17 protein-coding genes are annotated in these 14828 nt (G+C 72.0%); 11 read left to right on the forward strand and 6 right to left on the reverse strand.

The features are described from left to right. Nucleotides 1–11: 11 nt before the first annotated feature. Both ACWC5C_RS10045 and ACWC5C_RS10050 read left to right on the forward strand, forming a co-directional pair. Nucleotides 12–437 (forward strand): nuclear transport factor 2 family protein, encoded by a 426-nt coding sequence (locus ACWC5C_RS10045; RefSeq protein ID WP_450874971.1) that lies wholly within the window; start codon nucleotides 12–14, stop codon nucleotides 435–437. Then, entirely contained in the window at nucleotides 430–1266 is an 837-nt protein-coding gene (locus ACWC5C_RS10050; protein WP_450874972.1) for an NAD(P)H-binding protein, read from the forward strand. The genes ACWC5C_RS10045 and ACWC5C_RS10050 overlap by 8 nt, the downstream gene beginning before the upstream one ends. A 2-nt stretch (nucleotides 1267–1268) precedes the next feature. Here the strand turns inward: ACWC5C_RS10050 and ACWC5C_RS10055 are convergent, their stop codons facing one another. The 3 genes from ACWC5C_RS10055 to ACWC5C_RS10065 form a co-directional block, all read right to left on the reverse strand. Next, on the reverse strand, nucleotides 1269–2030 hold the full coding sequence (locus tag ACWC5C_RS10055) for a sulfite exporter TauE/SafE family protein (protein WP_450874973.1): 762 nt from the start codon (nucleotides 2028–2030) through the stop codon (nucleotides 1269–1271). A gap of 71 nt (nucleotides 2031–2101) precedes the next feature. Further along, entirely contained in the window at nucleotides 2102–2587 is a 486-nt protein-coding gene (locus ACWC5C_RS10060) for a hypothetical protein (protein ID WP_385444180.1), read from the reverse strand. Then, nucleotides 2584–3165, reverse strand: coding sequence for an ATP-binding protein (locus ACWC5C_RS10065; RefSeq protein ID WP_385444182.1), 582 nt, complete (start codon nucleotides 3163–3165; stop codon nucleotides 2584–2586). The genes ACWC5C_RS10060 and ACWC5C_RS10065 overlap by 4 nt, the downstream gene beginning before the upstream one ends. Nucleotides 3166–3519: 354 nt before the next feature. On the opposite strand from ACWC5C_RS10065, the gene ACWC5C_RS10070 reads away from it, so the two are divergent. Then, a complete protein-coding gene (locus tag ACWC5C_RS10070; protein ID WP_450874974.1) occupies nucleotides 3520–4317 on the forward strand; it encodes an SDR family NAD(P)-dependent oxidoreductase in 798 nt (265 codons plus the stop codon). Nucleotides 4318–4433: 116 nt separating this feature from the next. On the opposite strand, the gene ACWC5C_RS10075 is transcribed toward ACWC5C_RS10070, so the two are convergent. Further along, a complete protein-coding gene (locus ACWC5C_RS10075; protein WP_450874975.1) occupies nucleotides 4434–5834 on the reverse strand; it encodes a hypothetical protein in 1401 nt (466 codons plus the stop codon). Nucleotides 5835–6126: 292 nt separating this feature from the next. Here ACWC5C_RS10075 and ACWC5C_RS10080 point away from each other — a divergent pair, with 292 nt between their 5' ends. The 5 genes from ACWC5C_RS10080 (at nucleotide 6127) to uppS (ending at nucleotide 9861) form a co-directional block, all read left to right on the forward strand. Then, complete coding sequence (locus ACWC5C_RS10080) at nucleotides 6127–6993, forward strand: helix-turn-helix domain-containing protein (protein ID WP_385444187.1); 867 nt, start codon at nucleotides 6127–6129, stop codon at nucleotides 6991–6993. Next, the gene (locus tag ACWC5C_RS10085) at nucleotides 6993–7232 is read left to right on the forward strand and encodes a DUF397 domain-containing protein (protein ID WP_385444189.1); all 240 of its coding nucleotides are present in this window, start codon (nucleotides 6993–6995) and stop codon (nucleotides 7230–7232) included. Before ACWC5C_RS10080 ends, ACWC5C_RS10085 begins: the two co-directional genes overlap by 1 nt. A gap of 203 nt (nucleotides 7233–7435) precedes the next feature. Further along, complete coding sequence (locus ACWC5C_RS10090) at nucleotides 7436–8044, forward strand: hypothetical protein (protein ID WP_450874976.1); 609 nt, start codon at nucleotides 7436–7438, stop codon at nucleotides 8042–8044. Between the two features lie 65 nt (nucleotides 8045–8109). Then, a complete protein-coding gene (locus tag ACWC5C_RS10095; protein WP_385444192.1) occupies nucleotides 8110–8928 on the forward strand; it encodes an SAM-dependent methyltransferase in 819 nt (272 codons plus the stop codon). A 114-nt stretch (nucleotides 8929–9042) separates the two neighbouring features. Continuing rightward, entirely contained in the window at nucleotides 9043–9861 is an 819-nt protein-coding gene (uppS, locus tag ACWC5C_RS10100; protein WP_450874977.1) for a polyprenyl diphosphate synthase, read from the forward strand. Between the two features lie 21 nt (nucleotides 9862–9882). Here the strand turns inward: uppS and ACWC5C_RS10105 are convergent, their stop codons facing one another. After that, nucleotides 9883–11109 carry an acyl-CoA dehydrogenase family protein gene (locus ACWC5C_RS10105; protein WP_450874978.1) on the reverse strand — a complete coding sequence of 409 codons (1227 nt, stop codon included), beginning with the start codon at nucleotides 11107–11109 and terminating at the stop codon, nucleotides 9883–9885. Between the two features lie 177 nt (nucleotides 11110–11286). Between ACWC5C_RS10105 and ACWC5C_RS10110 the strand changes: the two genes are divergently transcribed. Then, nucleotides 11287–11946, forward strand: a complete 660-nt coding sequence (locus tag ACWC5C_RS10110) for a TetR family transcriptional regulator (RefSeq protein ID WP_450874979.1) — start codon at nucleotides 11287–11289, stop codon at nucleotides 11944–11946. Nucleotides 11947–11975: 29 nt separating this feature from the next. On the opposite strand, the gene def is transcribed toward ACWC5C_RS10110, so the two are convergent. After that, nucleotides 11976–12524 carry a peptide deformylase gene (gene def, locus ACWC5C_RS10115; RefSeq protein ID WP_450874980.1) on the reverse strand — a complete coding sequence of 183 codons (549 nt, stop codon included), beginning with the start codon at nucleotides 12522–12524 and terminating at the stop codon, nucleotides 11976–11978. A 176-nt stretch (nucleotides 12525–12700) separates the two neighbouring features. On the opposite strand from def, the gene ACWC5C_RS10120 reads away from it, so the two are divergent. Together ACWC5C_RS10120 and ACWC5C_RS10125 are read left to right on the forward strand one after the other, a co-directional pair. Then, nucleotides 12701–13939 (forward strand): MurT ligase domain-containing protein, encoded by a 1239-nt coding sequence (locus tag ACWC5C_RS10120; RefSeq protein ID WP_450874981.1) that lies wholly within the window; start codon nucleotides 12701–12703, stop codon nucleotides 13937–13939. A gap of 24 nt (nucleotides 13940–13963) precedes the next feature. Next, a complete protein-coding gene (locus ACWC5C_RS10125) occupies nucleotides 13964–14704 on the forward strand; it encodes a type 1 glutamine amidotransferase (RefSeq protein WP_385444200.1) in 741 nt (246 codons plus the stop codon). Nucleotides 14705–14828: the final 124 nt, after the last annotated feature.

The following is a 14828-nucleotide window of genomic DNA, read 5'->3' on the forward strand; positions in this document are numbered from 1 at the left end:
AGAAGACCGTCATGGATGACCGCGTCACCGTGTACGAGCGGGCCAAGAGCCTCCTGCTCGCCCACGACATGCGGGGATTCGCCGATCTGTGGGCCGAGGACGGCACCATGGAGTTCCCGTTCGCCCCGCCCGGATGGCCGCGCAGGCTGGAGGGGCGCGAGGCGGTGCGGGAGTACGTACGCGACTACCCCGACCACATCGATCTGCGGGCCGTCGCCCATGAGGTGGTCCACCGGACCGCGGACCCCGGCGTGCTGATCGTGGAGTTCGCGGTGGACGCCGTCGCCGTCCCCACCGGCCGCCCGCTCCGGATCGACTACGTGGCCGTCATCACCGTCCGGGACGGCGAGATCGTCTCGTACCGGGACTACTGGAACCCGCTCCTGCTGAGCGACGGGCTGGACTTCACCGCCGAAGGAGGCCGGACCGATGGCTGAACCGACCGTGCTGGTCACCGGCGCGACCGGGAACACCGGCTCGCGCGTCGTACGACTGCTGCGGGAGCGCGGCGCGCCGGTGCGCGCGGCCGCCCGGCGGCCGGGCGGGGACGGGGTGCGCTTCGACTGGTACGACCCGGCCACCCACGCCGCCGCACTGGCCGGAGTGGACCGGATCTACCTGGTCGCGCCCGTGGGCGAGGCCGATCCGGTGCCCGTGGTCGAGCCGTTCCTGGCCGCCGCGCTCGACCGGGGCGTGCGGCGGGTGGTGCTGCTCACCTCCTCCGCGATCCCCGCCGACGCGCCGGGCATGGGCGCGCTGCACCGGCTCGTCCGGGACACGGTGCCGGAGTGGGCGGTGCTGCGGCCGTCGTGGTTCATGCAGAACTTCACCGGCGACCACGCGGTGGCCCACGCCATCCGCGGCGACGGGCAGATCGTCACCGCCACCGGGGACGGCCGGGTGGCCTTCGTCGACGCGGACGACATCGCCGCCGTCGCCGCCCAGGCCCTGCTGGACGACCGTCCGCACAACACGGACCACGTCATCACCGGACCGGAGGCGCTCAGCTACGCCGACGCGGCGTGCGTCGTGGCCGAGGTCTCCGGGCGCCCGGTCGGCCATGTCACGGTGACGGCCGAGGCGTTGTCGGAGAGGCTGGTGGACTCGGGGATTCCACGGGAGTTCGCGGCGGTACTGGCGGGCCTGGACGTGGACATCCGGGGCGGCACGGAGGACCGTACGACGGACACGGTCCGCCGCATCACGGGCCGCGCCCCGCGGTCGTTCGCGGACTTCGCCAAGGCCCACCGGGCAGCCTGGCTCTAGCGTCACCGCAGCAGCAGCTGGACTCCGCCCAGCACGGTCGCCGCGATCACCAGCCGCTCGAAGAGCAGCTGGTTGATGCGGTCGACGCACATCTTGCCGAGGATCGCGCCGGGTATCACGAAGAGCGCGAGGCCCGCGTCCAGCAGCAGGGAGGGGCCGTCGATCAGGCCGAGACCGACGCTGAAGGGCACCTTGCACACGTTCACGATGAAGAAGAACCAGGCCGAAGTGCCCAGGAACCCGAGCTTCCGGAAGCCGGAGGAGATCAGATAGAGGGACATCACCGGGCCGCCCGCGTTGGCGACCATAGTGGTGAACCCGCCGAGCGCGCCGTACGAACCGGCCTTGACCCGGCCCCCGGCGCCGCCGTCCGGCCGGGCGGACGCGGCCGCGTCCGCCCCCGTACGCCGCCGCCACACCGTGACCCCGGCCATGAACAGCAGGATCGCGCCGATCGACACGCGCACCGCCGCGTCGTCGGCCCACAGCATGAACACCCAGCCCGCCACCACCCCGACGGCGACCGCCGGAAGCAGCCGCCACAGGGTGGCCCAGTGGGCGTGCCGCCGGTAGGTGATCACGGCGAGCACATCGCCGACGATGAGCAGCGGCAGCAGCACACCCGTCGACTCACGGGCGGGCAGTACGGCCGCGAAGAGGGCGAGGCTGACCGTATTGGCCCCGCTGACGGCGGTCTTGGAGAAGCCGACGAGCAGGGCCGCACCGGCGAGCACGGCCAGTTCCCAGAGGGCGAGGGTGTTCATGCCACGACACGATGCTACGTCCCCACCTGCGCGGATACGGCGGGGTGGCTTTAAGGGGGGGGGCTTGCCCGCTACGCCCTCCAGAGCGGGCGCGGAGGGCCCGCCTCCTCCAGCGCGGCGCGCAGCGTCCGGCTGTCGGTGAGGCCGTCCCCGGGCCGGGTCAGCCAGACGTGGCCGCGCCGCACGCACCCTGGGCGCGGGCACCGCAGCACCCGGCCCGCCCCGGCCGCCGCGACCGTGCGGCGGCGGGCGTACGGGGTCCCGGCCAGCCAGCGTTTCCACTCGGCCGCGGAACCGGGCGGGACCAGGAACGTCAGCACATGGCTGGAGGTCGCCAGCATCACGGGCCCGGTCGCGGCGTCACGCCGCTGCAGGGCCTGGATCACCGCCGTCCCGATGTCGTCGGCCATCCGGACCAGGTCGAAGACGGTGCCCACCGGCAGGTCGGCGAGGCCGTCCCCGCTGGCCCACTGGAGCCGCACCCGCCCGGGGTCGTCGCTGGCGGACAGCAGCCAGTCGGCCGCGTCGGTCTGCACGGTGCCGCCCACAGGGCTCATGAGGCCCGCTCGAGCGGCAGGGTGAACCACACCTTCTTCCCCTCGCCCCCGGGGTCCGGCGGCTCGGTGCCCCAGTCGCTGGCCAGGCAGTCGACGATGGCGAGCCCCCGGCCGGACTCCTCGGTCGGCGAGGCGCTCCGGAAGATGGGGATGACGGGCGAGCCGTCGGCCACTTCGACCCGTAACTCATGGCCGAAGGGTCCGGCGGCGACCTCCAGGGAGACGGTGATGGTCACGGTGTCGGCGGCGCCGTTGCTGCCGTGCTCGACCGCGTTGGCGAACAGTTCGTTGGTGGCGAGGACGGCGCCGTCCACGAGCGCGCCGAGCCGCCATTCGTTCAGATGGCCGGTGACCATGCGCCGCACCGCGGCGGCACGGTCGGGAAGGGCGGGGAATTCGGCCCGGAAGAGCCGTCGGGTGACGAGGGCGCTCATCGGCCCCTCCCCGCACGGCTCGGGCCCGGTGATCCGGACGCGGTAGCGGTTGACGGACACCGCGAGGGCAGGGCGGTCGCGCCCCAGGTCCTCGTCATCGGCCGGTGCCGGCCGCTGCGGCAGTCCTGGGAGGGATCGGCTCACGGTGTCCGTCCTCGTCGGTCTGTGGGCTCTCGTGACATACAGGCACATGGGGTGGTTGATGTCCGGGTATGCGGGTAGGCGCTTGCTGGCGACTGACAGCGCCGCATCTGAGCCGGTGGCGGTAGGTGCGCGCCCCCCGTCCGACCCGCCTGGACCGGCTGCCACGGACGGAGTCGACGCGGTCGCGGTTGGTGCCGGAAACCGGCATGGTTCCTCCTTCGAAGGCAGCTCGGAGCGTCATCGGTCACCGTCATGTAGAAAAACGGTTGAACCGACCGGAGGGCGAGAGGGCATGGGGGTTGTCCGGTTGTACGGGCGTAGTGGTTCGGGCTGTACGGCCCGTGCGGGGCAGCCGTGAACGGGGCGTTCCGCCTGGACGGCAAGCGGGTGCTGGTCACCGGGGGCACCCGGGGGCTCGGCGAACAGATCGTGCGGCTGCTGGCCGCGTCCGGCGCGCGGGTGGCCACCTGCGCGCGGACGGCCGGGGATCTGCGGGCCCTTGAGGCCTCGCTACATACGGAGGGACATACGGCGGAACCCGGGGCGCTGTTCACCGAGGCCCTCGACCTCACCGCACCGGACCGGCTGGAGGCATTCGTCCAGGCAGCGGCGGAACGTTTCGGCGGGCTGGACGGCGTCGTCGCGTCCGCCGGTGGCGCACGCGGCCGAGGCCTGGAGGAGGCGGACGCCCGGGACTGGTCCGCGACCTGGGAGCTGAACGTCGGCCATACGGCGCGGCTGGTCAAGGCCGCGGCACCGCAGCTGCGGCGGTGCGGCGGCGGCTCGGTGGTGGTGATCGCCTCCATCTCCGGGTGGAAACCGGGACCCCAGGCGCAGTACGGGGCGGCCAAGGCCGCCCAGATCCATCTGGCGGCCTCACTCGCCCGCGAACTCGGCCCGGACCACATCCGGGTGAACGCCGTCTCGCCCGGCTCGATGCTCATCCCCGGCAAGCGCTGGGACCGGATGCGCGCCGAGGAGCCCGAGCGGTACGCCCGGTTCACGGCCGAGGTCCCGGGCGGCGAGCTGGTCACCCCGCTGGAGGTCGCCCACGTCGTGGCGTTTCTGCTCTCCGACGCCTCCAGCGGGGTCTCCGGCGCCCATCTGCCCGTGGACCGGGCCCAGAACGCCCCCACCCCGAACGGCTATTGACGCCACGTCAACAAAAGCCCTCGGGGGTGTCCCCCTGATCGGGAGACACCCCCTGGGCCCCTGCGTCCTCGCACGCGGCAGCCCCCCGGTCCCCCGCTCCGGGGGCCCGCCGCGTGTCAGGCCGCGGACCCGAGCACCGACCGGGAGCGATGCTCGAAGTCACGCACCATGGGCTCGCCCCGCCGGGGACGCAGCCGGGAGCGGAAGTCGCGCAGCGCCTGGATCGAGCGCTCGCTGTGCACCCCGCTGAGGGTGTCCAGCGCCTCGCCCGCGGTGCCGATGGCCTCGTCCAACCGGTTCTGCTGGAGGTAGGCCGTGGCGAGGACGGAGCGGCTGATGGCCTGGCGGCGGCGGCGGTCGGCGTTGGCACGCACCGACTCGGCGGCCGCAAGCTCGGCCTCCGCCGCGTTTCCCAGGTCCCGGAAGCACAGGGCCGCCTCGGCCGCCAGATAGTGGTGGTCCAGGAAGCGCACCCAGGGCGACTCCTGCTGGGCACCCCGGCTCGCCTCCAGCTGGGCGTCGGCGGCGCGCAGCGACTTGGACGCCTCCCGGGGCTGGTCGAGCGCGGCATGGCCGCGGGCGGCCATGGCGTGCAGCCGCATCAGGCCGAGCGGGCTGCCCGCGTTCTTCGCGGTGGCGACGCCGACTCTGGCCAGCTCGACCCCCGCCTCCGGCTGGCCGAGGTTGGTGGACAGATGGGACAGACCGGCCAGGATCTGGCCGCCGAGCACCCGGTCGCCGCCCTCGGCGCACAGCCGCAGCGCCTGGGTCATATAGCGCTGGGCCAGGCCGTATTCGGCGTTGTCGTAGGAGCTCCAGCCGGCCATCGCGGCCAGCTTGGCGGCCGCGGTGAACAGCTGGCGCCGCTCGTGCGGCGGCGCGCCGCGCTGCTGGAGCATGGGCACGACCTCGGTCGACAGATAGAGCACGATGCTGGCGCGGACCTGGCCGCCGCCGAAGCGGTTGTCCATCTCGTCGAACATGCTGATGGCCGCGTGGACCTGCTCGACGCGGCCGCCATCGGCCGCGGAGGAGAGCCGGGGGGTGTCCTGGTTCTCGACCAGCCACAGCAGCCATTCGCGCTGCGGGGTCACCAGGGCTCCGGCGACGAAGGGCACCGCGCCCAGCAGGCTGCGGCGGGAGATATCGGTGGAGCCGAGTTCGGCGAGCGTGTGCAAGGTCTCTGCTACGTCCTCCCGGTAGGCCAGCGCTCTGGCGACGACGGGGCGCTGACGGTCGGCGATGAAGCCGAGCTCGGCGGGCGCCAGCGGCCGGCCGAGCCGGTGGGAGAGCACGGCGGCGATCAGCTCCGGCGTGTTGCCGCGCGGCTGACCGCCCTGCAACCAGCGGGTGACGGACGCCTTGTCGTAGTTCGACTCGTGTCCTTGTCTGCGGCCCAGCTCGTTGACCCGGTGCGCCAACGAGGCGTAGGAGCACCCGGATTCCTTGAGGGCCGCGGCCAACGCGGCGTTGGCGGGGGCACTCTGGCGCCCGCTTCCCGGCTGTGCGCCCGGCATCACCGTAATCCTCCCCGGCACGCGCCACGGAGGTGTACGGGATCCCCGCCGCGCGGCGCCGCACTGTGCATCGGCTTCGTCAACGACGTTGTGGACAAAGGAGGTTGGGAGCCCCCGCCGTGGAGGGTGAGATGGGTCACCTGCTCACTATGCGTGGTGAGTCGCTCACCCCGCAACCTTCGTTCTGATAATTTCAGAACGATCCGCATAGCTCTGTCTGTGTCGTCCGGCTCGTGGCACACTGTCCAGGCACACTGTGCAGGCATATGACAGCCCTTCAGGGAGGCGGGACGTGAGCGAGGCACGGCCGAGCGGCGCCGCCCCCACCGTCTTACGCAGGGTCCTCGGGAAGCGCCTGCGGCACTTACGGGAGCGGGCCCGGATTTCCTTCGAAGAGGCAGCTCAGGCCATCGAAGTGACCCCGTTGACGGTGCGCCGGATGGAGAAGGCGGAGGTCGGCCTCAAGATCCCGTACGTCAAGGAACTGCTGCGGAATTACGGCGTCCGGGGACCCGAGATCGAAAGCTTCCTCGCCCTCGCCCGGGAGGCCAACCAGCCCGGCTGGTGGCATCAGTTCCGGGACGTACTGCCTGACTGGTTCAGTGCGTATGTCAGCTTGGAAAGCGAGGCCACGGTCATCCGTGCGTACGAGCCGCACTACGTCCCCGGGCTGCTGCAGACGGAGGACTACGCCCGGGCGGTGCTCCGTATCGGTTTCCCCAACGACACCGAGGAGGAGCTGGAGCGCCGGATCGCGCTGCGCCTCCAGCGGCAGTCCCTGCTCACCAAGGCCGACGCGCCGATCATGTGGGCCATCCTCGATGAAACGGTGCTGCGCCGCCCGGTCGGTCCCAGCGAGGTGATGCGGGACCAGATCGACCACATCGTCGACACCCTGTCGATGCCCAAGGTCCGGCTGCAGATCATGCGCTTCGCGTCCGGGCCGCACCCCGGGGCCTTCGGCCCCTTCCACTACTTCCGCTTCGGGTTCTCCGAACTGCCCGACGTGGTCTACACCGAGAGCCTCACCGGCGCGGTCTACGTGGACCGGCCGCATGAGGTCGTGGCCTATCTGGAGGTCCTGGACCGGATGGCCGTCCAGGCCGACCCGATCGGCGATACCAGCACCATCCTGGCCGAACTGCGTAAGGAGCTGTGATGACAGACCCCGTCTACACCGGGATGCCGGCCACGGACCTGGGCACGGAGGGCTGGGAAAAGCCCTGGAGCGGGTCCAACGGAGGCACCTGTATCGAGGCCAAGCGGCTGGAGGACGGCCGGGTGGCCCTGCGCCAGTCCACCGACCCCGGCGGCCCCGCCCTGATCTACAGCCGCTCCGAGGTCGCCTCCTTCCTGGAGGCGGCCAAGGCGGGCGAGGCCGACTTCCTGATCGGCTGATCGCCCGGGAGGACGTCGGGGAGTGCGCCGGGCGCACCCCCTGACGGGCCACGATTCGAAAACCACTACGGTCGCACAACCGCACAACCCCGTAGCGCACTCCCGCCCCCGCCGTACCGCCACGCACACTGAAGGCGCCGTGGCGGGCGGCGGTGTCGTCCCTCCATCCAATCCGGGTCGCTCCGGAACGACGGGAAGACGGGATGAAGCTCCAGCATGCGTATCCACAGCGGCGCACACTGATCGTGGAGGGCTGTGACGGCGTCCGCCGGGACGGGCTGCTGGCCGGGCTCGCGGACCGGCACGGCTTCGCCGTCACCCACGCCTCCCCCGACCTCCCGCACCTCGACCCGGTCCGCCCTTACCTCGAACTGCTCCAGCAGGACGGGGCGCTCGCGGTGGACGCGGGGCTGGTCGGCGAGCTGGTCTACGGGCCGATGCGGCGCGGGCACTCCCGGGTGACCTGGATCCAGGCGTTCGACTTCGCGGAGGCGGTCGCCGAGCGCGACGGGGCCTTCGTCCATGTGACCGCGCCCGCGGCGGTGCTGGAGGACCGGCTGACGGCCGCGCGCGGCGCGGGTGCGGCCGACCTCGCCGAGATCGGCGCCGCGCTGATCGGGTTCGACCGGGCCTTCCGCACCCTCGCCCAGCACGCCCCGGTGCTCACGGTCGGCGAGGAGCCGGATCCCGGTTCCGGACCCGGCGCCGAGCCGGGCCCCGGCGAGACTCCGGTGACGCTCCAGACCGCCTCGTTCGCCCGCCGCCTGCCACGGATTCGCTCACCCGTCCGCCGCTATGCCGGGAATCGATGAACTCCCGGTAGTAGTGGGTAAGTTGGAGCCTCTCGCAGGCATGACGTACGGCAGGAGAAGTCCCGATGACCAACGGTTCGTCCGCCCCCGGCACCAGCCAGCAGGCGTGGTCGAAGATCGACACCACCGTGCCGCACTCGGCGCGGATCTGGAACTACTGGATGGGCGGCAAGGACAACTACGAGGTCGACCGGACCGCCGGTGACCAGTACCGGGAGGTCGCCCCGAACATCGAGGTCATGGCCCGCGCCTCGCGCGCCTATCTCATCCGCACCGTCACCCATGTGGCGGGCGAGTGCGGCATCCGCCAGTTCCTGGACATCGGCACCGGGCTGCCCACCTACGACAACACCCACCAGGTGGCCCAGCGGATGGCGCCCGAGGCCCGGATCGTCTACGTCGACAACGACCCGCTGGTGCTCCGGCACGCCCAGGCGCTGCTGACCAGCACCCCCGAGGGCGTGACCGACTACATCGACGCCGATCTGCACGAGCCCGAGCGGATCCTGGAGATGGCCGCCAAGACGCTGGACTTCGACCGGCCCGTCGCCCTGATGCTGATGGGCATCCTCGGCCACATCCAGGACTACGACGAGGCGGTGTCGATCGTCCGGCGGCTGCAGGCGGCGCTGCCGTCCGGCAGCTACTTCGTCCACTACGACAGCACCGACACCGACCAGGCGCTCAAGGAGGCCCAGCAGGGCTACGACGACACCGGCGCCGTGCCGTACGTGCTGCGCGGCGTGGAGCAGGTCAGCCGCTTCTACGACGGCCTGGAGCTGCTCGAACCGGGTATCGTCTCCTGTCCGCTGTGGCGGCCCGAGCCGTCCGAGACTCCCATCGAGACCACGGATGTGCACGGGGGTGTCGCGCGGAAGCCATGACGACAGCTGTCGCCGTGCCGACCAAACGAATGGTTCGGCCACCGGGGAGGTAACCCGCGGCCCCGCCCCGTCGTCAGACACGGCACCGGGAAGCCGAGGCGGAGGGACGCGCGGGTGTTCGAGGTCGGAGCCTGGAGAGTGCCCTCGGTCAAGCGGCTGCTGCGGGCGTCCGTCACCGACCCGCCGCCCGCCGTCGTACGGCAGTGCCGCGGCCCCCGTGGCCCCCAGGACGACGCCCCGGGGCTGCCCCGGCATCTCGCCATCATCATGGACGGCAACGGCCGCTGGGCCGCCCTGCGCGGCCTCTCCCGCACCCGGGGCCATGAGGCGGGGGTGCTGGCGCTGCCACGGGTGGTGGACACGGCGCTGGAGGAGGGAGTCGAGCATCTGTCGCTGTTCTTCTTCTCCACCGAGAACTGGAACCGGCCGCGCGCCGAGGTGGCCGCCCTCATGCGGCTCACCGCCCAGCTCGCCGACGTGTTCCGCGCATACGGCGAGCGCGGCGTACGGCTGCGCTGGCTCGGCTCCGAGGCCCGCCTCCCCCGCTCCACCCTGGCCGCCCTGCGCCGGGCCGAGGCCGAGACGGCCGACAACCGCGCGATGACGCTGGCCTTCTGCTTCAACCACGGCGGGCGGGAGGAGATCGCCCGCGCGGCGACCTCACTGGCCCGGGCCTCGGCGGACGGGGCGCTGGATCCGGGCCTGATCGACGAGGCGCTGTTCACCCGGCACCTGCCGCACGGCGACCTCCCGGACATCGACATGATGGTGCGGACGTCCGGGGAGCAGCGGATCTCGAACTTCATGCTGTGGCGCGCGGCCTACGCGGAGCTGTTCTTCGTGGACACCCTGTGGCCGGATTTCACGGCGGAGGAACTGCGGGACCTGCTGGCGGCGTTCGCCCGGCGCAAACGCCGCTTCGGCGCGAGGTGACCCCAGGACGGCTCCGGCGTCTCAGCGGATCGGGACGCCGGAGAGGGTGCGGGCGATGACCAGGCGCTGGATCTCGCTGGTGCCCTCGAAGATCGTGTAGATCGCGGAGTCGCGGTGCATGCGCTCGACCGGGTACTCGCGGGTGAAGCCGTTCCCGCCGAGGATCTGGACCGCCTGGGCGGTGACCGTCTTGGCGGTCTCGCTGGCGAACAGCTTGGACATGGAGCCTTCGGCCGAGTCGAAGGGCTTGCCGTTCACGGCCATCCAGGAGGCCCGCCACACCAGCAGCCGCGCGGCGTCGATCCGGGTGCGCATGTCGGCGAGCTGGAAGGCGACGCCCTGGTTGTCGATGACGGGGCGGCCGAACTGCTGCCGGGTCTTGGCGTAGTCGAGCGCGACCTCGTACGCGGCGCGGGCGGTGCCGACGGCCATGGCGCCGACGGCCGGGCGGGACGCCTCGAACGTGGCCATCGCGGCGTTCTTCAGCCGCTCGCCGCCCGAGGTGGCCCGCTCGCGGGCCCGGGCCAGGCGCTCGTCCAGCTTCTCCTTGCCGCCGAGCAGGCAGCTGCCGGGCACCCGTACGTTGTCGAGGACCACCTCGGCGGTGTGGGAGGCGCGGATGCCGTGCTTCTTGAACTTCTGGCCCTGGGACAGACCGGGGGTGTCCGGCGGGATGATGAACGACGCGTGGCCCTTGGAGCCGAGGCCGGGGTCGACCGCCGCGACCACGACGTGGACGCTCGCGATGCCGCCGTTGGTGGCCCAGGTCTTGGTGCCGTTGATGACCCATTCGTCCTTGGCCTCGTCGTAGACGGCCCGGGTGCGCATGGCGGAGACGTCGGAGCCCGCGTCAGGCTCGGAGGAGCAGAAGGCGGCGACCTTCACATCATTGGCGTCGCCGTACATCTGCGGGATCCAGGTGCCGATCTGCTCCTCGGTGCCGTTGGCGAGCACGCCCACGGCGGCCAGTCCCGTGCCGACGATGGACAGGGCGATCCCCGCGTCGCCCCAGAACAGCTCCTCCATGGTCATGGGAATGCCGAGACCGGTGGGGTCGAAATACTGCTGGGCATAGAAATCCAGCGAATACAGGCCGATCTTGGCGGCCTCCTGGATAATCGGCCAGGGCGTTTCCTCGCGCTCGTCCCATTCCGCGGCGGCGGGGCGCATGACATCCGCGGCGAAGCCGTGGATCCACTCGCGCACTGCCTTCTGATCTTCGTTGAGGTCGAACGAGAACTCCGCCATGGCCCCTCCACCTGCTGCATCTGCTGTTACCTGCGGTAACAGCAGTGTGTTACCGGCGAGTAGGCGATGTCAACTCCACGGCTGCGCGAACCCCTTACCCCGGGCGGGTGTTACGTTGCGCAGATACGCGGAGCCCATCTATACGCGTGAAACGTCAGGGGGCGGGGAGGCCACGTCATGGAGACCGGGACCAGTCAGCGCGAGGATCAGCAGCAGGCGGCCGCACGGCGCCGCAAGGAGCTGCTGGAGGCCGCCGACCGGGTGGTGCTGCGCGACGGCCCCGAGGCCTCGATGAACGCGATCGCCGCCGAAGCGGGCATTACCAAGCCCATTCTGTACCGCCATTTCGGCGACAAGGGAGGGCTCTACCGCGCCCTCGCGGTACGCCACACCGACGCCCTGCTCGCCTCGCTGCGCAAGGCCCTGGACGCCCCCGCTCCCGACCGCCGAGGCCGGGTGGCGTCCACGCTGGACACCTATCTCGCGGCGATCGAGGCCCGGCCCCAGGTGTACCGCTTCCTGATGCACCCGGCCGACCAGGGCCATCAGCAGGAGCAGGAGCAGGGCTTCGACGTGGGCCACCACTCCGCCCCGCTGCTGCGCCGCATGGGCGACGAGCTGGCCAAGGTGATCGCCGACCGGGTCGAACTCGGCCCCGGCGGCGAGGAGGTGGCCCGGATCTGGGGCCATGGGATCGTCGGCATGATGCACGCCGCGGGCGACTGGTGGCTGCGGGAACGACCCTGCTCCCGCGAGCGGTTGGTGCACCACCTCACCGATCTGCTGTGGGGCAGGCTGGCCCTCGTGGACGACCGGTTCGGCGCCCCGGGGTTCTGAACCGGGGTTCTGAGCGCCCCGTAAGCCCCCTACGTCCGCTCGCGCGCCCACGGCGCGCGGCGGGCCGCCCACAGCACCCGGCGCCGCCGCAGCCCGTCCAGCCGGTCCAGGAACAGCCCGCCGTCCAGGTGGTCGCATTCGTGCTGGAGGCAGCGGGCGAAGAAGCCGGTGCCCTCGACCCGCACCGGGTCCCCGGTCACCGTCACGCCCTCCACCACCGCGCGGTCGAAGCGCGGGGTGCCCGACTCGACGCCCGGCAGCGACAGACAGCCCTCGGTGCCCCGCACCGTCACCCCGTCGGCCTCCGTGAGCCTCGGGTTGACCACATGCCCCAGATGGCGCCGGTCCTCGTCGTCCGGACAGTCGTAGACGAAGACCCGCAGCCCCACCCCGACCTGGTTGGCGGCGAGACCGACCCCGCCCGCCGCGTACATCGTGGCGTACAGGTCCTCGACCAGCCGGGCGAGCGCGGCGTCGTACGCGGTGACCTCCTCGCACGGCGCGCGCAGCGCCTGATCGCCGAGCAGCCGCAGGGGCCGTACCGTCCCCCGGCTTCCCGGGATCGCGCCGTTTCGCATGAGAGCCAAGCGTACGGTCCCCCGGAAGGGGCGACGGGATTCGGGACACCGCCCGGATCTCGATAGGCTGATCCCCGACCGTGGCCTCCCGGCTGGCGATTCGGCACGGAGGGGGCGTACCACCGGTGCCTCGGGGGGCAGGTGCGGCGCCGGTATGCGAGGAGGATCGAGAGACGATGGCAGGCAACTCAGAGCCGCTGTCGCCACGTGCCAAGCTGGCCGTGACGGCGGGCAAGGCCGCGGCGGCGGTTTCGAAGGCCGCGGGCCGCGGCAGCGGATCGGTGATCGGCGGCAAGGTGGCCCTGCGCCTCGACCCCGATCTGCTCAGCAGGCTGGCGCACCACCTGGACGTGATCCTGGTGTCGGCGACCAACGGCAAGACCACGACGACCCGGCTGATCGCCGAGGCGCTGCGGGCCGCGGGCCCGGTGGTCTCCAACGCGCTCGGGGCCAATATGCCCGCGGGCATCACCTCGGCCCTGGCGGGCGGCTCCGACGCCCGCTACGGCGTGATCGAGGTCGACGAGAAGTACCTCGCCGGGGTCGCCCGCGACACCGAGCCCAAGGCCATCGCGCTGCTCAACCTGTCGCGCGACCAGCTCGACCGGGCCGCCGAGACCCGGATGCTCGCCGAGAAGTGGCGCGAGGGCCTGGCCGGTACGAAGGCCACGGTGATCGCGAACGCGGACGACCCGCTCATCGTCTGGGCCGCCTCCTCCAGCCCCAATGTGGTGTGGGTCGCGGCGGGCCAGGAGTGGAAGGACGACGCCTGGTCCTGCCCGGCCTGCGGCGGTGTGCTGCAGCGCCCCGGCGACGACTGGGTGTGCGGCGAGTGCGGCTTCCGCCGCCCGGTGCCCAGCTGGGCGCTGAACGGCGAATACGTGCTGGACCCGCACGGCGCGGCCTGGCCGATCCACCTCCAGCTGCCCGGCCGCGCGAACCGGGCGAACGCGGCCACCTCGGCGGCCGTCGCCGCGACCTTCGGCGTGCCGCCGCAGGTCGCCCTGGAGCGGATGTACCAGGTCCAGGCCGTCGCGGGCCGCTACGACGTGGTCACGTTCCAGGAGCGCGAGCTGCGGCTGCTGCTGGCGAAGAACCCGGCCGGCTGGCTGGAGACGTTCTCCCTGATCGACCCGCCGCCCACCCCGGTGATCCTCTCGGTGAACGCGCGCGGCGCGGACGGCACCGACACCTCCTGGCTGTGGGACGTGGACTACACCCGGCTCGCCGGGCACCCGATCTGCGTGATCGGCGACCGCAAGCTGGACCTCGCGGTGCGTCTGGAGGTCGCCGGGCTGGACTTCCGGGTCTGCGCCGACGCGGACGAGGCGGTGCGGATCTCGCCGCCCGGCCGCATCGAGGTGATCGCCAACTACACCGCGTTCCAGGACCTGCGCCGCCGGGTCGGCAACTGACCCCCCGTACGAGGAGACACGACGATGCGTAGCACGAGCCAGAATGGCCTGCGTCTGGTCTGGATCTACCCCGACCTGCTGAGCACGTACGGCGACCAGGGCAACGTCCTGGTGGTGGAGCGCCGGGCGCGCCAGCGCGGGCTGGACGTCTCCCGGCTGGACGTCCGCTCCGACCAGCAGATCCCCACCTCCGGGGACATCTACCTGATCGGCGGCGGTGAGGACCGCCCGCAGCGGCTGGCCTCCGAGCGGCTGATGCGGGACGGCGGGCTGAACCGCGCGGTCGCCAACGGGGCGATCGTCTTCTCGGTGTGCGCCGGGTACCAGATCCTCGGCCACGAGTTCGTCAACGACCTCGGCCAGCGCCAGCAGGGCCTGGGCCTGCTGGACGTGATCAGCACCCGCGGCGAGGGCGCCCGCTGCGTCGGCGACGTACTGGCCGACATCGACGACCCGCTGGGGCTGCCGCCGCTGACCGGGTTCGAGAACCACCAGGGCGTCACCCACCTGGGCCCGACCGCGCGCCCGCTCGCGCGCGTCCGGTTCGGCAACGGCAACGGCACGGGCGACGGCTACGAGGGCGCGTACAAGGACACCGTCTTCGGTACGTACATGCACGGCCCGGTGATGGCCCGCAACCCGCACATCGCGGACCATCTGCTGAAGCTGGCGCTCGATGTGAACGGGCTGCCGCCGGTGGACGACCAGTGGTACGAGGCGCTGCGCAACGAGCGCATCGCGGCGGCCACCGCGCAGCCCGCCTGAGCACCCTCGCGCACGGCTGAGCCGCCGGGTGACCGTATGCCGGACACCTGGCGGCGAAGCGCTTCCCGGGGCGTCCGGCGCTTGTAGGGTGTCGTCGTCCAGCCGGACAGCGCGGTCCGGATGT

The sequence above is a fragment of the Streptomyces sp. NPDC001700 genome, from assembly GCF_053596435.1.